This window comes from Variovorax sp. Soil_C_39, from assembly GCF_057656815.1.
Genome location: NZ_JBDGJQ010000002.1, coordinates 554,447 through 572,975, shown reverse-complemented (window position 1 = coordinate 572,975; position 18,529 = coordinate 554,447). Strand labels below are relative to the sequence as shown.

Here is an 18,529-nt window from a genome sequence, read left to right as displayed (position 1 = left end):
ATGACGCAGACAGCACTCGCCGGCGCCGCGCTGGTCATGGGCCTGGCCAGCGGGCCGCACTGCATCGCCATGTGCGGCGCCGCATCGGCCGCCGTGATCCGCATCGTTCCCGTTCGGGCGCACGCAGGGTCCGGCGGCACGGGCGCACCCGCCTGGGTCGGTGCGCAGGCCGCCTTCCACCTGGGCCGCGCTGCGAGCTATGCAGTCGCGGGCGCCGCCGCAGCCGCGAGCGTGGGCAGCCTGGCGCTTGCCAGCGACCAGGTGGCGGCGCTGCGGCCGCTCTGGACGCTGCTGCACGTGTTCGTCTTTGCCTGGGGCGCGATGCTGGCGATCGCCGGGCGACAGCCGGTGTGGACGCAGCGCATCGGGCGCCGGCTCGAAGCACGGCTGCGCCCGCTCGGCGCGGCCACGCCGCTGGGGGTGCTCGCGACCGGCGCGCTGTGGGTCGCGATGCCGTGCGGACTGCTCCATTCGGCGCTGTTGCTGGCGAGTCTCGGCAACCGGCCGTGGGACGGCGGCCTCGCCATGCTGGCCTTCGCGCTCGGCAGCGGCCTGTCGCTGGCGCTCGGGCCCTGGCTCTGGCGGCGCCTGCACCGGCAGGGCGAAGGCAGCCTCCAGGCCTGGGGGGCGCGGCTGTCGGGCGTGCTGCTCGCCGCGGTGGCGGTGCAGGCGCTCTGGTCCGACCTGGGTCCGCGCATCGACGCCTGGTGCCGCTGAGCGCCGCGCAGGGTTCAGTTCACGCTACCGAGCAGCAAGGCCTGCAGCACGAAACACCGGTTGGCCGCGGGCGGGGTGCGCTCGTCGAGCCAGGCGGCCAGGCGCGCGGTCGGATGGGACGCACAGGCCGCGCCGTCGTAGACCGGGATGCCGGCATGCCGGCCGATCTCGCGCACCACCTCCGGCGGGAGCCCCTGGCATTCCACCGCGTCGTAGAAGCGCCCGAGGATCCGCGCCGCATGCTGGACCTCGCCGGGCATGCCCAGGTTGGAAGGGCCGGGGCGCACGGTGGCGACGAGCGCGCCGAGCGCTTTCGCCGCGCCTTCGAACAACGCGCGGCTCTCGCGGTGGGCTTCGTCGTCGCTGCAGAGCATGCCCAGGTTCTTTCCCTTGAGCTGCGGAGCGGGGGCGCCGCGCAGCGAGGCCGCCTGGAGCAGGCGCGCAGCGCTCAAGAGTGCCGCCTCGTCTTGCGGCGACAGCGCCCGGAAGGCCGCGGCATTGTGGATTTCAAAGGGATAGGACATGGGCGCCAGGATGAAGCCCGCAAGACTAGCGGCGCAGACGCCGGCCAGGATTGATGCGGATCAAACCTGGCGCGCGGCGTGCCGTTACAGATCGGACACGGAGGGTTCACCGAGCGTTACCCAACGATGCGAACCATTGGCATGCCATTGCCTCGTGTTTTTTAACATTTGTCTACTAAATAACGAGATGCACAGGAGTTACCAGATGCTCGACCTCACCCGCACCGCCACCGCCTTTCCGGCACTGCAGGGCTTCGCCGCGGCCGGCGCGAGGCCCGCCACGGGCGTGGCGGTCTATGAAAGGGCGAGCCGCACGATGGCCGAGACGCTGAAGCTGCTGCAGGAGCGCCTCGCACCGCAGCGCCGCGTGGTGCATGCGGGCGACCGGGTCTACCAGGCCGGCGAGCGTTTCGGCAATCTCTACATCCTGAACTCGGGCTTCTTCAAGATCGTGAACCTTTCGGCGGACGGCCGCGAGCAGGTGGTCGGGCTCAAGTTTCGCGGCGACTGGCTGGGTTTCGACGGCATGGCGCGCAACCAGTATTCCTGTGACGCGGTGGCCATGGACACGGGCGAGGTCTGGGTCGTCTCGTACGAATCGCTCGTGTCGGCCTGTCTGGCCGAACCGACGCTGCTGCAGGTGTTCCACACGGCGATGAGCCGCGAGATCGCGCATGACCGCGATTCGCTGATGTCGGTCTGCACGCTGCCGACCGACGCGCGCGTGGCCGACTTCCTGCGCTACTGGGCCGAGTCGCTCGCCGAGCGCGGCATGCGCGCCGACCAGATCACCCTGCGCATCACGCGCGCCGAGATCGGCAACTACCTCGGCATGACGCTCGAGAGCGTGAGCCGGGCGCTGTCGAGGCTGGCGCGCGACAAGGTCATTGCGATGGAGAAGGGCCGTCGCGAGGTGCAGATCCCCGACGTGGGCGCGCTGTCGGCATTCGTGCAGCGCTGCCTGGCCCCGGCACCGGCGATGCTGCAATAGCCGATCAGTGCCGGCCCGCGAGCGCCCGGGTCAGCGCGCCCGCGAGTTCGGCGCGCGTGTAGGGCTTGCGCAGCAGCTCCCAGCCCTGCAGCACGTCGCGGTCAGCCTCTAGTAACTCCGACGAGAACCCCGACATCAGCAGGATCGCGACCTGCGGAAAGCGCCGCTGCACCTCGGCGGCGAGCCGGGTGCCGCGCATGCCGGGACCGAGCGCGATGTCGCTCAGCAACACGTCGAACGAACCCGCGCCGGCATCGAGCGCGAGCAGGGCCTCCTCGGCGTTGGCGGCTGTCGAGACGGTGCAGCCGAGCGCCGCGAGGAATGCCTGCACCACTTTGCGCACTTCGGCGTCGTCCTCGACCAGCATCACGCGCAGGCCCGCGGGAATGGCATGGCCGACCGCATCCTCGCGCGGCGCGGCAGGCGCCGCGTCGTCGAGCTCTGGCAGATAGAGCGTCACGGTGGTGCCCGACCCGGGCCGGCTCGCGATGGCCACTGCGCCCTTGGACTGCTTCGCGAATCCGTAGACGGTGCTGAGCCCCAGCCCGGTGCCGCGGCCCGCTTCCTTGGTGGTGAAGAAGGGCTCGAAGGCGTGTTCCTTCACCTCGTCGGTCATCCCGGTGCCGCTGTCTGCAATCGAGATCGCGACGAAGCGGCCATGCGCGTCGTGTTCGCTGAGTTCGTTGCGCACCTCGGGCGGCAGCGCGCCGCAAGCTTCGGTGCTGAAATGCAGCGCGCCGCCCTTGGGCATTGCGTCGCGCGCATTGATGGCGATGTTCAACAGCGCCGATTCGAGCTGCCCCGGGTCGGCCAACACGGACGGACAACCAGGTGCGGCATCGATGCTGATCGTGATGCGTTGGTCCAGCGTGCGCCGCAGCATGTCGGCGAGCGACTGCAGCAGCGCGTGCGTGTCGACCGCATTGGGCTGGAGCATCTGCCGGCGTGAAAAGGCCAGCAGCTTGCCGGTGAGCTCCGCACCGCGCCGCGATGCCCGCGTGGCGGCGCCGACGAGCTGCTGCGCGTGGCTGTCCTGCGCCAGGCCCGGCAGCTCTTCGAGCACCTGCAGGTTGCCCTGGATGATGGTGAGCAGGTTGTTGAAGTCGTGCGCGATGCCGCCAGTGAGCTGGCCGACGCTCTCGAGCCGCTGCGCATGGTTGAGCGCCTCCTCGGTCTGCACCCGCTGCAGGCTGGTCGCGAGCAGGTTCGAGAGCGATTCGAGGAAGCGCAGCTCCTCGTCGCCGAAGCGCCTGGCCTCGCGCGACCGGACGGCGAGCACGCCGGTGAAGCGGCCGCGGTCGTAGAAGGGCACGGCCACGCCGCTCACCATGCCCGCGTCGAGGTACGCCTGCGGCACGGCGAAGCGGCGCTCCACGCTGTAGTCGGACACGACCACCGGCGCGCCCTCGGCGAACACGAAGCCTGGCGGGGTGCTGGCGTGGCTCTGCAGCCTTGCACCGACCTCCTCGCCGGGCACCAGCCCCACGCCGCTGGCGACGCGAAACTCGAGCCGGCTGCTTTCGAGCAGCAGCACCATCGCCACGTCGACCTCCAGCGCCTCGGCGGCGATTGCCGGCACGTGGTCGAGCACGACCTGCAGATCGCGCGTGTCCACAGCCAGCCGGCCGAGCTGCGCCACATGGTCGCTGTAGCGCGCGCGCTGCAGCGCCTGCTTCACGCGCGGGTAGGCGCCGATGTCGCGGATCGCGGCCACCACGAACGGCAGCCCCTGGTTCTGAAGCGGGCTCAGCGCGATCTCGACCATCACCTCGCTGCCGTCCTTGCGCTTGGCGACCAGTTCCATCTGCGTGCCCATGGGCCGCGGACGCGGCGCCCGGCCGTAGGCCTCGCGATAGGAAGCATGGCGCGGCCGGATGCTGTCGGGCACCAGCGCATCGACGCTCAGGTCGACGAGCTCGTCGACCGTGTAGCCGAGCAGGATGGCAGCCGACGGATTGGCCAGCACGATGGCGCCCGCCTGGTCGACGAGCAGCAGCGCATCGGGGTAGGCGAAGAAGAGCGAGCGGAAGACGCTGGATTCCTCGATGCCCGAAGGCAGGCCGGGCAGGGCGCCGGCGGTGGGCGGCGTAGAGGCGTGCATGACCTCAGCCCGGGATGACCGGCGCAACGAAGAGATAGCCGGCGCCGCGCACCGACTTGATGATCTGCGGATCGTCGGCGTCGGACTCGATCTTGCGGCGCAGCCGGCCGACCTGCACGTCGATCGTGCGGTCGAACGGGGCCGCCTCGCGCCCGCGCGTGTGCTCAAGCAGGAAGTCGCGCGAGAGCACGCGGCCCGGATGACGCACGAAGGCACAGAGCAGGTCGAACTCGCCGCCCGTGAGCGCCACATTGACGCCCTGCGGGTCCGAGAGGCTGCGCGCCGCGGTGTCGAGCCGCCACCCGGCAAACGAAAGCCGGCCGCCGGGTGCCGCCGGCGCAGGGGCCGCTGCCGGTGGCAGCGGGGCGGGCGCCCGGGCGAGCGGCGCGCCCTCGGGCGCCAGCCGCCGCAGCACGGCCTTGATGCGTGCCACGAGTTCGCGCAGGTCGAAGGGCTTGGTCACGTAGTCGTCCGCGCCGACCTCGAGGCCCACGATCTTGTCCACCGCGTCGCCGCGGCCCGTGACGATCACGAGCCCGCAGCGCCAAGTCTCGCGCATGCGCCGCGCGATCGCGAATCCGTCCTCGCCGGGCAGGCCCAGGTCGAGCAGCACCAGGTCGGCCGGATCGGTGCTCATCAGCGCGGTCAGTGACCGGCCGTCGTGCAGCTGGGTCACACGGAAGCCATGGCCCTGAAGGTAGTTGGCCAGCAGCAGCGTGATGTCGACCTCATCGTCGAGGACCGCGATGTGGAAGGCGGATGTCATTCGGCAGGCAGGGGATGTGGGCGCGGGTTCGGCGGCATCGCCGAAACTGCCTGTAAGCGTATCACGCACACATCGAGAAACTTAACCTCGGGCGGCCGTGCCGCTCGAGACGGTGGCGGTTCAGGGTGTGGCGAAGGTCACGCGGGTGGCGATCAGCACGCCCTGCGCGACGCTGTCGCCGACCACGGTGACGCGGCGGCCGTTGCCGAGGTCGGCGACGGTGCCGTTCTCGAACACGGTCGACGGGCCGCTGGCATCCACGGCCCGCCCCTGCACCCGGAAATCCGAGGCCGACTGGTAGCTGCCGATGGCGCCGATCAGCGAGAAGTCGACCGGGCCGCCGACGCCTGGCACGTTGCGCACGCGCAGCTTCTTTGCCACCAGCACGCCATTCGCCGACATGATGCCGTCGACCTCGACCTTGACGCCGTTGCCCACCGAATCCTGCTGGCCGCCCGGGATCTGCGCACCGGAAGCATCGACGGTCGTGCCGAGCAGCTTGAAGTTGGCCAGCCCGTTGAAGCCGCTCACCACGCCCGCGAGCTGCACCGCCGCGCCCGCCTGCCGGGGCACCGCATACCAGCCCTGGACTTGGCTGGCCGTGAAGTTGCCGAAGCTGGGCGCCGTGCCGCCGCGCACGCGCACGATCGCGTCTTCGGCGAGCGAGGCCGCGTCGATTCCGCCCGAGAACGCGGCTTGCTCGAAGCTCACAGTGAGCTGGCCGAGCGTGAAGGTCTTGGCGCCGCGGTCGAGGTTCTTTACGGCACCGGTCACCAACGCTGCGGTGTTGCTGGGCCGCAGTTCGACGCGCGTGGCGCGCAGCGCGCCCGGGGCGACGGGCAGCCCCCACACCTGCACGACCTGGCCGGCGACCGCCTGGGCGAGGCCGGTCGAATCGCCCCAGACCGTGGCGTTGTCGGTGCTGACCGTGGTGCCCATGACCGTGAAGCTGCCGCCGGCGAGGTCGATCGCCGACACCGCGCCGCGCAGCTCGGCCGCCGAGACCACGCTCTGGGCCGTGGCGGTGGTGAACTCGCTGTCGATCTTGCCGGCGATGCGCACGCTCATGCCGATCTGCAGCTCGGCGGTGTCCTCGAGGCTGAAGCTCGCGGTGTCGGTGTTGTAGCGCACACCGTTGAGGATCACGCTGCCGATGCCGCCGACCGAGCCGATGCCCGCGTCGGCACTCACGCCGGTGCCGCCCGAGCCCACGCCCGAACCGTCATCCGTGCCGTTGCCCGCGGTGGAGGTGCCATCGCCGCCGTCACCGCCGCCGCTGCCGCCCGCGGTGCCCGTGCCGCCCGTTCCGGGGCCGCCCGGCCCATCGCCGCCGCCACCACCGCCATCGTTGTTGGTTCCCGTGCCGGTACCGGTGCCATAGCCGCCGCTCAGACCGAGCCCGCTCACGGAGCCCCCACCACCGCCGCCGCCTCCGCAGGACAGCAGCACCGCCATCGCCGCGGCCATGAAGATGCCGCGCACCAAGGTTGTTGGGATGTTCATCGTTTTACTTCCTTGCGCCCCGAGGGAAGGGCGGCCGGCCGCGTCTGCGGCGCCGGCTCATCTTCGTAATAGGTGTAGATGCCGACCCGGATCCGGCCCTTGGCGCCATCTGGCGCGCGCTTGACCGCGCGGGTCATCTCGCCCGTGAGTTCCAGATGCAGTGCCGACCAGCGCTCGCGCACCAGCTGGTGGATTTTTTCGCAGTCTTCCGCGCTCAGGCCGCGTGCGAACACCGCGCGCTCAAGCATGCGCGGCTGCTCGCCGAGGGTGTTCGAGACGGCGGCCAGCAGGTGGTCGCGGCCGTTGTCGCCGAGGAAGGCGAGCATCGACTGCAGGTCGTCCACCGGCACGAAGCCGTCGACCTTCAGCTCGGCGCATCCGTCCTGCTCGGCGACCATGTTCAGGCGCACCAGCTCGTCGAGGATGGTGCGGTGGTGCACGTTGCCGCGGCTGCCGAGCCGGGCCACGGTCTCGAAGGAGGGCACGTCGTCGCCTTCGGCGGTGATCGGCAGGCGCTGGAAGGCCAGGTTCTCGGACACCATCTGCAGCCACAGCGTGAAGGTCTTGGCCGCGGCCGAGAGTTCGGTGTGGGGCAGGGCGTCCGCGGTCTCGCGGACCTTCGCGGTCACGGCCTTGCGGTTCAGCCCCGTCGTGACCGACAGCTGGCTGATGTTGGGCCGGGCCACGCCCTGGCGGCGCCAGGAACGCGCGGCCTCCTCGAGCAGCACGTCGCGCAGCAGCACCTCGAGATGCGGATGCTTCACGCCCATCGCCAGGGCGAGCCTGACCACGGGCCGCAGGATGCGGGCGCAGGCGGCAAGTGCCCAGTCGAGCTGGTGTTCCATGAAATGAAGCGTGTGAAACCGATGGGGTGACGGTTTTCGGCCTGCGGGCGGCGGCCGCCGTCAGTGCGCTATTGTCGTCGCCGCGGAGGATCGCACAAAAAACCGCTCATCCGCCGGCGCTGCAGCTGCCGGCCGCTGAACGGGTGATCGACGAGCGCCCGGTGGCGCTGATTTTCACCACGCGCTCTTGCGAGCCGGCCGGGCTGGCGCGGCAGATGGTAAGGGTGGCGGCGGTAGCGCCCACGCCTGTGCCCTCGAAGCGCAGCGCGCTCTGGCTGGCGCCGTCGCGGATGCGATAGCCATTGGCGGCCGCGCCCTGCTTCTGGACCACCTGGCCGCCGCTGAGGACGATCCAGCCTGCCTCCCACTGGCCATTGCTGGCGCAGCTGCTGCCGTTCGACGAGGCGCACAGCGTCACTTGCGCATTGCGCTTGATCGCCTCGCTGCGGGCGAGCTGGCTGGCCGCGACCAGGTCGGTCGCGTAGGCGCCGAGCCGGTTCGACAGCAGCACGTTGTCGTAGGAGGGCACAGCGATCATGGCGAGCACCACCATCACCGCGACAGTGACCATCAACTCGACCAGCGTGAAGCCGCGCATTCGCATGGGTGGTGCCTTGCCTTACTTCTGGATGAACCAGTAGACGCGCCCCTTGGGCTGCGTGAACGCGGTCTTGACGGCGGTGCCCTTCGGGCTCAGGAACGAATCGGGGTTGGCGCCGATCACCACGTCGCGGTAGCCGTTGCCGATCTTCACGCGGCCGACGACGGGCGAGGGCGCCAGGCCGCCGCCCACCACGGTCTGGAACCGCGGCCCGGCGTTCTGGCCGGCCGCATTGAGGTAGGAGACGTTGTAGACCCTGGCCGTGCCGAGGTCGGCGCGGCAGGACTGGCGCACAGCCGGATTGGTCGGCGTGTGGGTGTTGAAGGTGGTGGTGCCGTAAGCCGTGACCGAGGAGGTCACGACCTGCTCGCCGGCCTCGAGCGCGAGCCACCAGCCCTTGCGGGCGGCCAGGTCGGCGGTCGAGGGCGAGCCGGTGCCGGTGATGCCGAGCAGCGAGGCGTGGCACAGCAACGCGTTGTCGTTGCAGCGGGTCGCTTCGTTGGCGAGCCAGCTGTCGTCGTTCGGCTTGTCGACCATCATGTAGAAGCGGTTCGTGACGCTGAGCGCCGCGCCGTAGGAGCGCAGCGGCTTCTCGCGGTCGCCCGAGCCGATCAGCAGCACGACCACGCCGTTGTCCACCACGGCGTCGGGGCCGAACATGAACTTGCGGTTGGGCGTGCAGGTGGCCACGGTGTCGCAGCCCAGCGCCGCGATCCGCGTCATCGTCCAGCTGCCGGGCGCGGTGCTGCCGATCTTGATGCGGTACACGTTGCCGCCCAGATCGGCGGCATAGGCCACCACGGCGAGGCCAGCGCTGTCGTTCACCACCGTCACTTCGCCGCTGACGCTGCGTGAGGTGGTGAAGGTGTTGAGGATTTCGCCGCTGTTCGCGTCGAGCACGTAGATCCGGTTGCCCTTGGCACCTGTGCCGCAGGCGGTGGCAGCGGTGGCGGCATCCACGTCCTCGCACTTGTCGTAGCCGCCGCCGAAGATCAACACCGGCGTGCTGCCATCGCCGTGGCCGCTGGCCTTCACGACCTTGGGCGCCGACCAGGTCTGGCCGATGCCGGCCATGCCGGTGTCGCAGCCCGTGTCGTTGTCCTGGTTCGGGCAGCCGCGGCGCCACTTGAGGCTCGGTGCCGCGGGGTTCGAGACGTCGAAGGCATAGATCAGCCGGCCGCCGCGGCGCATGCTGGCGTAGAGCCAGGCCGTGCTGCCGTCGCGGTAGGCTGCCATCGGGCCGTCCATGCCGTAGGGTTTGGGCGCGCCGGGGCCCAGCGTCGTGGGCAGGCCCGGGAAGTTGATGCGCTGGCTGTTGTCGTGGATGCGCTTGATGCTGCCGTAGAACTCCGGCGGCACGAAGGACCACAGCTCGCCGCCGGGGGGCGCCCCGCCGACGGTGCCGGACTGGTTGCCGTTGACGGCGCGCAGTGCGCCGTCGTTGGCGCCGTAGAACACCACCACCTGCGCATCAGTGTCGGTGCCGTAGTTGATCGCCACCGGGCGCGAGTGCACCACGTCGCCGTGCACCGAGGGGCGCATGGCGCTCGAGGTGAGGGGATTGCCGGCGGTGTCCTCGCGTTCGTCGCCCTTGTTGTCCAGGCCGCGCAGCCAGTTGATCAGCGCGGCGCGCTCGGTGGTCGTCTCGACGCCGAGCGCGGTCGTGGTGATGTTGGTGTTGCCGTCGCTGAAGCTCGTCAGCGCCGTGCAGTTGCCCGGCGTGCAGGTCTTCATGTTGCGATCGGCCACGGCGAGCTGCCGCAGCATGTAGCCCTGCGCACCCTTTTCGACGACGTTGCCGTCGGGGCTTTCGGCTTCGGCCTTGTCGACGCAGTCGCCCGCAGGCCGGAAGCGCCAGTAGGTGTCGTTGTCGCTCGGCAGCGGTGTCCAGAAGCTGCGCGCGCACGGCGCGATGAAGCCGGTCTGGTTGTTGATGGCGTTGGCGCCGGCCGCGTCCTGCAGGATCAGCTGGTTGTTGCGGTCGAGGCCGAGCTGGTACTGCTTGAGATTGCCGTTCCAGCGCGGATAGGCCGATTCGTCGGGGCGGAACATGCCGACGAACACCTGGTTGAGGTACGTGCCCTGGGTGTTCACGCTCACGGGCAGGCTCACCGACGAGAACACGCTGTTGACCGACTGGATCTTGCTGAAGATGTCGTCGAGCGTTTCCTTGAGCGCCAGGCCCAGGTCGACCTCCGCGGAGAGGTCGAAATACTCGCCCTTGCTCACCGTCGCCATGCTCTGCAGCAGCGCGCTCCACCCCGGCCCCTGGCCGCCGCTCGCCTTGGCGGCCTCGACCGTGAACACGCTCACCCCCATGCTGGACTGCAGGAAGCGGGCCCATTCGTCGGCCACGTTCTCCTGCGAGCCGCTGGTGCCGAGACGGATGGTGGCGGTGTCGCCGCCGGCGGCGCGCAGCGCGGCGGTCGAGGTGACGGTGTCGGCGTTGTTGTCCTGCGCGGCACCGTTGCTGATGTAGATGACGAAGGTGCCGATGCAGTTGGCGGTGTCCGGGCCGGTGTAGCGCGTGCTGTTGACCGCCGCGAGCGGGTTGCCCCCCAGCGCATAGACCGCCTTCGAGGCGGCGCTGCCGAAGACGTTGCCCGCGTAGTCGGCCTTGGCCTTGTTGTTGCCCGCCATCGGCGCGCCGGAGCTCAGGTAGCGGTAGACCTCGGCCATCATCTTGCCGGCCTTGCCGCCGTTGGACTTGTCGTCGATCTTGTCGAGGCTGCCGATCAGCGCGGCGTACCTGGCCTGCGTGGCCTTGTCCATCAGGCGCACGCCGGCGCGCAGGTAGGCGCCGTCTTCGTTCGAGTTGCCGCCGCCGGTCTCGGTGAACATCATCACGCCGACCTTGAACTTGCCCTCCGGCAGGCTGTTGAAGGCATTCGCCAGCGCCTCGATCTCGGCGACGAAGGGCTGGTTCCAGTTGGCCGTGTTGTCGAGCACGAACAGCACGTTGGGCGCCTCGGCCGCGCTCTGGTTGTAGCCGACGAACAGGTCGATGTCCTCCGCCCGGGACGCCGCGGACAGGCCGAGCGCGAGCATCGCGGCGGCGCAGAAGGTGCGGATGATGTTCTTTTTCATAGGGCCGATCCGTTCTTCTTCGTCGTCGTCGCGATCTTCAGGAGGCGCACAGCGCCTGGAACTGTTCCTTGCTCAGCAGCACCCGCACGCCCTGGCGCACAGCAGTGGTGGTGCCGCTGGCCGCGTGCGCCACCGAGGTGCTGATGTCCCAGACCGTGTTGTATTGCTCGGGCAAGGCGTCGAGCCCGGCGCCGGCGGTCGATCCGCCGCCGCCGATGCCGCCGATGCCGAGCCCGCCGCCACCGGTCTCGGTCGATCGGGTTGCGCGCACGCAGGTGGGTGCCGCCACCTGCACCGTGTAGTCGACCGTGCCGTCGTTGTCGATGTCGACGCGGCTCACCGTTTCCTGCGGGGTCGCGAGCGAGGGCGACCCGTCGGCGCCCGGCAGCAGCAGCGAACTCGCGACCTCCTCGATCGCGCGATTTGCAGCCGCGACCGCTTCATTGCGGTTCTGCATGTTGCCCACCGACTTGAGGTTGGTGTTGCTGAGCGTGAAGCCGGCCGTGACCGCCAGCGTGATCAGCACCAGCATGATCAGCCCGACGATGAGCGCGGCGCCGCGCTGACCGGCGAGAGAGGAGGGCGGCACTGGCGTCACGGCGTTTCCCTGCGGCCGGTGACGTTGACCAGGCGCACTGCCGTGGTGAACGCGTGGCGCTTGTAGCGGTCGTTGAACGGCCCGAGCGTGGCTGCTCCAAGGTTGTAGGTGCGCGTGTCGGTATGGCCGGGCGAGGTCTCGAGGCTGCGCGCCACCACGTAGAGCTTGAGCGACACCACGTTGATCAACTGGTCGGCGGTGCAGGGCGCGGCCGTGCTGCAGTGGATGAAATTGCCGTCGGGGCTACCGTCGCCGCGGTTGGTCGGCATGGAATGGTTGGCCGGGTCGGCCCAGGCGATGGCCGTGGTGTAGTCGACGACCGCACCGGTCTTGCCGAGCGTGTCCAGGCCCAGTTCGACGCGAAAGCCCTCGATGCCCTCGATCAGCGGCACCGGCGCCTGCTGCGCGAGGCCGGTCGGCGTCAAGTCGAAGCGCGAGCGCGCCAGCGTCGGGATGCCGTCGCCCACCGTTTCGGCGTGATCGCGCACGTAGTAGATGTCGGCCACGAACCGGCGCTTGGGCGCTGGCGTCGTGCAGTCCTTCAATGCCATGGTGGCGAAGCCGGCCGTCGCGAGATCGAAGTCCGACGGCTTCTGCGTGCCGCAGAAAGACGACTGGAAATACAGCTTGCCGTCCGTATCCGCCTCGCAGCCGGCCGTGCCCGCGACGCACGGCTCGGCATGGCGCACCACCAACACGTCGGTGCCCGCCTTCTTGTTCGTCAGCAGCCCGGCACAGCCGGCCGGCACTGCGTCGTAGGCTTGCACCGGGATGTCGAGCAGGCTGCGCTTGAAATCGTCGGTCCAGTTCGCGGCCGTGTAGGGCAGGCAGGGGTCGGGCGCCGTCCCGGTCGGCACCTTCTGGGGCACGCCGCTGACCGTCAGGTCGTCGAACTGGGGCATGTAGTTTTCCCAGAAGCCCGCATGCGCGACCTCGTTCTCGAGCACGAACACGCTGAGCCGCCCGCCTTCGATCTGCCGGTTGACCTTGACCATCTCGCGCTGCGTGCTGCTCACGTTGAGGAACAGCGCGATCAGCGCGGCCAGCACCACCAGCATGATGGCGAGCGCCACCATCAGCTCGACCAGCGTCAGGCCGTGTTGGTGCCAGCGCCGGGCGCCGCGCGCCTGCGTCATGACAGCGCTCCGATGCGCACCAGCGTCGTCACCGTGCGCCGGCACCGGTCGGCCGAGCAGGCGGGCGAGGGCATGGCGGTGGTGGGCGCCACGTCGTACTGGTCCTTGCCGCAGGCCACGCCCTCGGGCGGTGCAGAAATGGGCACCAGACCCTGCCAGGCGACGGTGACCAGGTATTCGTTGTTGCCCAGGTCCTCGACGCAGCCGCGTCCGCCGATCATCGCGCCAAGCCGCGTGTCGCCCGAGGTCTCGGCCGCGCCCTGCAGCGCGTTGCACCATTCCATGGCATCGACCTGCTGGCGCGTGCCGGTGGCGGTCGGGCAGGCATCGCCCGCGCCGAGCGGCTCGCCCGTGACATAGCTCGCGGCCATGCGGCGGTTGATGGCGATGCGGCTGGCCATGTCGTTGAGCAGGATCAGCGCCTGCGAGCGCTGGTACGACTCCATCTCGGTCGACTGCAGCCGCGCCTGCAGCCCGACAAGGCCGAACAGGCCGAAGGCGACGATCAGGAGCGTGACAAGCACCTCGATCAGCGAGGTGCCGCGCTGCGCCCGTGCGGGCGCCGCCGACGACGAATGCCGAGTCACCATTTGTCGGCCGGCGTCTTCACGCCCTGGTTGTCGAGGGTGAGGTCGCCGTCGGGTTCCTGGGTGCCGGTGGGTGTGAAGGTCAGTACGTAGCCCGGAACCAGGCCGCTCGGCAGCGTGATCGTGTAGCCGTAGTTGGCCGCGACCTCCGGTGGCAGGGTGTAGCCGCTGGCCGCGAGGGTGACCTTGTTCGCATAGCTGCGGTTGGCCATCAGGAACTGCTGCTGTCGGTTGGCGATGTCCATCATCTCCGCCTGCGCAGCCGTCCGTTTGGCGCGCATCACATAGCGGGTGTAGCTGGGCAGCGCGACCGCGGCCAGGATCGCCACGATGACGACCGTGATCATCACTTCGATGAGCGTGAAGCCGCGATGCTGCACAAATGAATTCTTTGTCATTACGTTCAGCGTGCCATTGTGTTTCATATTGTTAGCAATGTGAATTTATCACATTACAACCGTTTGCAGGCCGAGTGTTGCAGGGCGGGGATGCTTCCGACCGATGGACGCTGGCGCCGTCCTACGTCGGGTCGCTGGGGCGTCACCAGAATCGATTCATTCATCTACGACCGACGCTCTTCGATGAGCAGGAGCCAGACGACATGAACAGAACACCCGGCAGCATGGGTTCAGGCGACGGAACCCGTCCCACCACCAGCGGTGGCGTGGACAACATCGGCGCAGGCGAGAAGTTCGCGAGCAGTTCCTCGGCCGCGGGCGAAGAGGACACGGCACCGACGCCGCCGGAGCGCATGCAGCAGAAGCGCCGAAACGCGGAGGCCGCCCGCCACGAAGGCTCCGCAGCCTACGGATTGCGCGAGAACTTCAGATCCGAAACCAATCGGGAGCCGCCAAACCCTGAGCAGGAGCGCACATGACATCGAAAAAGACATCGGGCAACGCCTTTCCTTTCCCCACCTCCGAAAATCACGGCAAGCCGCCGCCCCAGCCATCCACGCCGGTGCAGGAGGAGCCGAGCGAAGACGCGCTCGACAGCGGGGTCGAGGAATCCTTCCCCGCCAGCGACCCGGTTTCGGTGACAGTCACCAAGGTCAAGCTGCCGAAGGCGCCGCAGGACGACAAGGCAAAGAGCGACGCCGAGGGCAATGCTGGAAACAATCGTTAAATTAGTCATGCAGATGGGGTCGACAGGGGTGTAACCCGCTCCAGCTGGGTCGAGAACTAACTGGCGACCGCGCAATTCGCGTGGTTTGCTTGTTCAGTTCAACACCCTTCGGAGTACACCCATGATCCACCGTCCCCTCGCCATCACCGCCCTCGCGCTGGGCGCGCTCACCGCCAGCTCCGCCATGGCGCAAGACAAACCCATGGCCGACAAGATGGCCAAGATGGAAAAGTGCTACGGCGTCTCGCTCGCCGGCAAGAACGACTGTGCCGCCGGCCCCGGCACCACCTGCGCAGGCACCTCCAAGGTCGACTACCAGGGCAATGCCTGGAAGAACGTGCCCACCGGCACCTGCACCACGATCAAGACCCCGAAGGGCATGGGCTCGCTCGCACCGATCAAGTCCTGATCGGCGGCCGCCGCCATGTCGAACGTTCTCACGGCCGGAGTCGGCCTGAAACCGGAGCATTTCGAGCCAGCGCTCGGCGCACGCGCCCAAGGCCTGTGGTTCGAGGTGCATCCCGAGAACTACATGGTGGCCGGCGGGCCCCGGCTCGGATGGCTCGAAGCGATCCGGGCCCACCATCCGGTGTCGCTGCACGGGGTTTCGCTCTCGCTTGCGGGCGATGCCGAGCCTGATGCCGCCCACCTGCAGCGCCTGGTCGAACTGGCCCGTCGCATCGAGCCCGCGCTGATCTCCGAACACCTCGCCTGGTCGTCGTGGAACGGCTGCTACTTTCCGGACCTGCTGCCATTTCCGCGCAGCACGGCCGCATTGAAGCGCATCGCCGCGAACATCGCGCGCACGCAGGATGCGCTCGGCACCGCCATCGCAGTGGAGAACCCGTCGCACTATCTGCGCATCGACGGGCATGAATGGGACGAGATCGATTTCCTGCGCGAGCTGGCACGGCGCACCGGCTGCTCGCTGCTGCTCGACATCAACAACGTCTACGTCTCTGCGCGCAATCTCGGCTTCTCCGCCGACGAGTGGATCGACCGCTTTCCGCACGCGCTGGTCAGCGAGGTCCATCTGGCGGGCCACAGCACCGATCCGGCGTTGGGTGAAACCTTGCTGATCGATTCGCACGATGCGCCGGTCGCGGCCGAAGTCTGGCAGCTCTACCGCCGCTTCATCGAGCGCGCGGGTGCGCGGCCCACGCTGGTCGAGCGCGACGGCAACCTGCCGGGCTTCGGCGAGTTGATGGCCGAACGCGGGCAGGCGGCGGAAGAACTCACACGCGAGACAGTCCTACAGGAGTCCATCGCATGAACACGACCCTTGGCGACTTCCAGCAAGCCTTTGCGCAGGCCCTCTTTGCCGAGCCCGGCGCCGTTGCGCCCGAGATGCAGGCGCTGGCGGGGCAACCGGCTTTCGCGGTGTACCGCAACACCGTCATGAAGGGCTGCATCGACACGCTGCAAGCCAACTTTCCCGCGGTGGTGCGGCTCGTCGGCGAGGAATGGTTCCGCGCCGCGGCCGCCATCCACGCGGCCGTCGAAGCGCCGCAGGATGGCCGGCTGCTGCACTACGGCCATGGTTTTGCCGATTTCCTGCGCCAGTTCGAGCCGGCTGGCGAACTCGTCTACTTGCCCGGCGTGGCGCAGCTCGATGCCTTCTGGCGCGAAGCCCACGTCGCGACGGACGCGCCGGTGGCCGATGCCGGCTGGGTGGCCGGCCGCGATCTGGCCACGCTGGTGCTCGAGCCGCACCCGGCGGCCCGCTGGGCCTGGTTCCCGGACCAGCCGATCTTCAGCATCTGGGAACGCAATCGCCGGCACGATCCAGTCGACGAGGAACTGGATTGGCAAGGGGAGGGCGCCTTGCTCACGCGGCCGCACGACACCGTCCAGTGGCAGGAGATCCCGCGCGCCGGCTGCGTGTTCCTCGACGCCTGCGCCGAAGGCGCGAGGCTGGCCGACGCTGCCGAGGAAGCGCTGCTGGTCGACCCTGGCGCCGACCTGGCCGCCACCTTCGGCATCCTGCTGCGCGCCGGCGCCTTCGTTGGTGCGCAGGCCTCCATCGTTTCAACGGGAAGACCTTCATGAACAACAACAACAGCAGCCGCCTTCGCACCCACGCCATGCCGAACGTGGAGCGCGGCCCCCGCGCCGGCCTGCTCGCACGCTGGAACGCGGCCGCCGATCTGCTCACGCGCATGGTGCCGCACGACCTGCTCGCGCTTGCCGCGCGCGTGGCTGTCGCCGCGATCTTCTTCCTGTCGGGCCGCACCAAGGTCGAGGGCTTCCTCACGCTGAGCGACAGCGCCTATTACCTCTTCAGCACCGAATACAAGCTGCCGCTGATTCCGCCCGAGATCGCCGCGCACCTTGCGGCCTATGCGGAGCACCTGTTTCCGTTGCTGCTGGTGCTCGGGCTGTTCACGCGCCTGTCGGCGCTGGCGTTGCTGGGCATGACGTTGGTGATCCAGCTCTTCGTTTATCCCGACGCCTGGCCGACACACCTTTCGTGGGCCGCGCTGATGCTCTTGCTGGTGGGACGCGGGGCAGGCCGGCTTTCGCTCGACCGGGCGCTCGGCATCCGCTGACCCTGGGGGGCCGGCTCGGCTACTCGAGCGTGAAGCCGATCTTGACCGTGACCTGCCAGTGCGCGACCTTGCCGTCGACCACATGACCGCGGGTCTCGGTCACGTTGAACCACTGGATGTTGCGCACCGTCTCGTGCGCCTTGGCGATGGCGGTCTGCACGGCATCCTCGATGCCGAGGGGCGACGAGCCCGTGAGTTCGAGCGACTTGTAGACGTGGTTCGACATGGCCTTGCTCCTTGTTGGAAAAATTGCACGCCCCCAGCTTGCGCTAGGAACCGAGCAGGTGCAAGGCCACCTCGCGCCGGTGCGCCCGGGCGCGGTGTTCCCAGAGGTAGATGCCTTGCCAGGTGCCCAGCGCCAGGCGGCCATCGGCCACCGGGATCGAGAGCTGGACCGCCGTCAACGCCGAGCGCACATGGGCCGGCATATCGTCGGGGCCTTCGTCGCGATGCCGGAACAGCGCATCGCCATCGGGCACGAGCCGCGCAAAGAAGCGCTCCAGATCGGCCTGGACCTCGGGGTCCGCGTTTTCCTGCACCAGCAGGCTCGCCGACGTGTGGCGGACGAACAGCGTGACGAGCCCGGTGCGCAGGCCGCTGCGTTCGACCCAGCGAGCGACCGCGGGGGTGATCTCCAGAAGGCCGCGTCCTGGCGTATCGAACGTGAGGGTGGTGGTCCTTTGGTCAAGCATGGCAAAACCTGCTGCGGGCAGATGCACATCTTTCATTTAACATAATGCACATTGTGTTCCCTTAGAGGACGGTCTGATCGGCACCGGACCGGCGGATCGCCTTCAGGCCCGCCGCGTGCCCCCCGGCTGGCTCACCACTTGCCGTCCTTCGGAATGGCCTTCGGGCCGTTCTTTGCCCCGGCAGCCGCTTCGATCAGCTGCGCGGCTTCCGAACGGCTGGCCTTGTTCGCGAAATCGACCGCCGTCATGCCGAGCTGGTTTTTCATTGCCGTGTCGGCACCTTCGGCCAGCAGCAGCTTCACCGCCTCCGTCGAGCCGTACATCGCGGCCATCATGAGCGGCGTGGTGCCGTTGGGCGACTGCGCGTCGATGAATGCGTGCTTGTCGAGCAGCACCTTCATGATGCTCAGTTGCCCGCTCGATGCGGCGTAGTGCAGCGGCGTCCAGCCGGTCTTGTTGACGGCGGCGTCGCGCTTGAGCAACTGGGCCACCACGTCCTGCTGGCCCTTGATGGCGGCGAGCATCAGCGGCGTCTCGTCCTTGGGGTTGGCGATGTCGACGTCGGTCTTCGGCGATTCGATCAGCACCTGGATGACCTTTGGCGACGGCTCGCGCAGCGCGATGAGCAAGCCGGTCTGGCCATGCTCGTCGCGCGTGTTGGGGTCGAATCCGCGGTTCAGCAGCGTGCGCACGCCGCTTGCGTTGTC

The 18,529-nt window shown here is 68.8% G+C and carries 22 protein-coding genes; 8 read left to right on the top strand and 14 right to left on the bottom strand.

The genetic code is table 11. The features are described 5' to 3' along the window. Nucleotides 1-717: a sulfite exporter TauE/SafE family protein gene (locus AC3A6J_RS06725; RefSeq protein ID WP_487859130.1), complete on the top strand. Its 717-nt coding sequence runs from the start codon at nucleotides 1-3 to the stop codon at nucleotides 715-717. 14 nt (nucleotides 718-731) lie between these two features. On the opposite strand, the gene AC3A6J_RS06720 is transcribed toward AC3A6J_RS06725, so the two are convergent. Continuing rightward, nucleotides 732-1,241 (bottom strand): ornithine carbamoyltransferase, encoded by a 510-nt coding sequence (locus AC3A6J_RS06720; RefSeq protein WP_487859129.1) that lies wholly within the window; start codon nucleotides 1,239-1,241, stop codon nucleotides 732-734. 205 nt (nucleotides 1,242-1,446) lie between these two features. Here AC3A6J_RS06720 and AC3A6J_RS06715 point away from each other — a divergent pair, with 205 nt between their 5' ends. Next, the gene (locus AC3A6J_RS06715; RefSeq protein ID WP_487859128.1) at nucleotides 1,447-2,232 is read left to right on the top strand and encodes a Crp/Fnr family transcriptional regulator; all 786 of its coding nucleotides are present in this window, start codon (nucleotides 1,447-1,449) and stop codon (nucleotides 2,230-2,232) included. Nucleotides 2,233-2,236: 4 nt separating this feature from the next. Here the strand turns inward: AC3A6J_RS06715 and AC3A6J_RS06710 are convergent, their stop codons facing one another. The 10 genes from AC3A6J_RS06710 to AC3A6J_RS06665 form a co-directional block, all read right to left on the bottom strand. Beyond that, nucleotides 2,237-4,333 carry a PAS domain S-box protein gene (locus AC3A6J_RS06710; protein WP_487859127.1) on the bottom strand — a complete coding sequence of 699 codons (2,097 nt, stop codon included), beginning with the start codon at nucleotides 4,331-4,333 and terminating at the stop codon, nucleotides 2,237-2,239. 4 nt (nucleotides 4,334-4,337) lie between these two features. Beyond that, nucleotides 4,338-5,099 carry a winged helix-turn-helix domain-containing protein gene (locus AC3A6J_RS06705; protein WP_487859126.1) on the bottom strand — a complete coding sequence of 254 codons (762 nt, stop codon included), beginning with the start codon at nucleotides 5,097-5,099 and terminating at the stop codon, nucleotides 4,338-4,340. Between the two features lie 120 nt (nucleotides 5,100-5,219). Next, a complete protein-coding gene (locus AC3A6J_RS06700; RefSeq protein WP_487859125.1) occupies nucleotides 5,220-6,602 on the bottom strand; it encodes a DUF5666 domain-containing protein in 1,383 nt (460 codons plus the stop codon). Then, on the bottom strand, nucleotides 6,599-7,447 hold the full coding sequence (locus tag AC3A6J_RS06695) for a DUF6502 family protein (protein WP_487859124.1): 849 nt from the start codon (nucleotides 7,445-7,447) through the stop codon (nucleotides 6,599-6,601). The genes AC3A6J_RS06700 and AC3A6J_RS06695 overlap by 4 nt, the downstream gene beginning before the upstream one ends. Before the next feature lie 106 nt (nucleotides 7,448-7,553). Next, nucleotides 7,554-8,051: a GspH/FimT family pseudopilin gene (locus AC3A6J_RS06690; protein ID WP_487859123.1), complete on the bottom strand. Its 498-nt coding sequence runs from the start codon at nucleotides 8,049-8,051 to the stop codon at nucleotides 7,554-7,556. A gap of 15 nt (nucleotides 8,052-8,066) precedes the next feature. Next, on the bottom strand, nucleotides 8,067-11,135 hold the full coding sequence (locus AC3A6J_RS06685; RefSeq protein WP_487859122.1) for a pilus assembly protein: 3,069 nt from the start codon (nucleotides 11,133-11,135) through the stop codon (nucleotides 8,067-8,069). Between the two features lie 37 nt (nucleotides 11,136-11,172). After that, the gene (locus AC3A6J_RS06680) at nucleotides 11,173-11,733 is read right to left on the bottom strand and encodes a pilus assembly PilX family protein (RefSeq protein WP_487859121.1); all 561 of its coding nucleotides are present in this window, start codon (nucleotides 11,731-11,733) and stop codon (nucleotides 11,173-11,175) included. Continuing rightward, the gene (locus AC3A6J_RS06675; protein WP_487859120.1) at nucleotides 11,730-12,869 is read right to left on the bottom strand and encodes a PilW family protein; all 1,140 of its coding nucleotides are present in this window, start codon (nucleotides 12,867-12,869) and stop codon (nucleotides 11,730-11,732) included. The genes AC3A6J_RS06680 and AC3A6J_RS06675 overlap by 4 nt, the downstream gene beginning before the upstream one ends. After that, on the bottom strand, nucleotides 12,866-13,459 hold the full coding sequence (locus AC3A6J_RS06670) for a pilus assembly protein (protein WP_487859119.1): 594 nt from the start codon (nucleotides 13,457-13,459) through the stop codon (nucleotides 12,866-12,868). Before AC3A6J_RS06670 ends, AC3A6J_RS06675 begins: the two co-directional genes overlap by 4 nt. Further along, nucleotides 13,453-13,854, bottom strand: a complete 402-nt coding sequence (locus tag AC3A6J_RS06665) for a type IV pilin protein (RefSeq protein ID WP_487859118.1) — start codon at nucleotides 13,852-13,854, stop codon at nucleotides 13,453-13,455. Before AC3A6J_RS06665 ends, AC3A6J_RS06670 begins: the two co-directional genes overlap by 7 nt. A gap of 203 nt (nucleotides 13,855-14,057) precedes the next feature. On the opposite strand from AC3A6J_RS06665, the gene AC3A6J_RS06660 reads away from it, so the two are divergent. The 6 genes from AC3A6J_RS06660 (at nucleotide 14,058) to AC3A6J_RS06635 (ending at nucleotide 17,130) form a co-directional block, all read left to right on the top strand. Next, nucleotides 14,058-14,333, top strand: coding sequence for a hypothetical protein (locus AC3A6J_RS06660; RefSeq protein WP_487859117.1), 276 nt, complete (start codon nucleotides 14,058-14,060; stop codon nucleotides 14,331-14,333). After that, nucleotides 14,330-14,581 carry a hypothetical protein gene (locus tag AC3A6J_RS06655; protein WP_487859116.1) on the top strand — a complete coding sequence of 84 codons (252 nt, stop codon included), beginning with the start codon at nucleotides 14,330-14,332 and terminating at the stop codon, nucleotides 14,579-14,581. Before AC3A6J_RS06660 ends, AC3A6J_RS06655 begins: the two co-directional genes overlap by 4 nt. Nucleotides 14,582-14,702: 121 nt before the next feature. Then, entirely contained in the window at nucleotides 14,703-14,990 is a 288-nt protein-coding gene (locus AC3A6J_RS06650) for a BufA1 family periplasmic bufferin-type metallophore (RefSeq protein ID WP_487859115.1), read from the top strand. A 15-nt stretch (nucleotides 14,991-15,005) separates the two neighbouring features. After that, nucleotides 15,006-15,854: an MNIO family bufferin maturase gene (gene bufB, locus AC3A6J_RS06645; protein ID WP_487859114.1), complete on the top strand. Its 849-nt coding sequence runs from the start codon at nucleotides 15,006-15,008 to the stop codon at nucleotides 15,852-15,854. Beyond that, a complete protein-coding gene (locus AC3A6J_RS06640; protein ID WP_487859113.1) occupies nucleotides 15,851-16,630 on the top strand; it encodes an HvfC/BufC family peptide modification chaperone in 780 nt (259 codons plus the stop codon). Before bufB ends, AC3A6J_RS06640 begins: the two co-directional genes overlap by 4 nt. A gap of 35 nt (nucleotides 16,631-16,665) precedes the next feature. Next, a complete protein-coding gene (locus AC3A6J_RS06635; protein WP_487859352.1) occupies nucleotides 16,666-17,130 on the top strand; it encodes a DoxX family protein in 465 nt (154 codons plus the stop codon). Between the two features lie 19 nt (nucleotides 17,131-17,149). On the opposite strand, the gene AC3A6J_RS06630 is transcribed toward AC3A6J_RS06635, so the two are convergent. The 3 genes from AC3A6J_RS06630 to AC3A6J_RS06620 form a co-directional block, all read right to left on the bottom strand. Next, entirely contained in the window at nucleotides 17,150-17,356 is a 207-nt protein-coding gene (locus AC3A6J_RS06630; protein WP_487859112.1) for a dodecin, read from the bottom strand. Nucleotides 17,357-17,399: 43 nt separating this feature from the next. After that, entirely contained in the window at nucleotides 17,400-17,822 is a 423-nt protein-coding gene (locus AC3A6J_RS06625; protein ID WP_487859111.1) for a secondary thiamine-phosphate synthase enzyme YjbQ, read from the bottom strand. Nucleotides 17,823-17,953: 131 nt separating this feature from the next. Beyond that, nucleotides 17,954-18,529: ankyrin repeat domain-containing protein (locus AC3A6J_RS06620; protein WP_487859110.1), on the bottom strand; the 576-nt coding region annotated here is incomplete at its 5' end.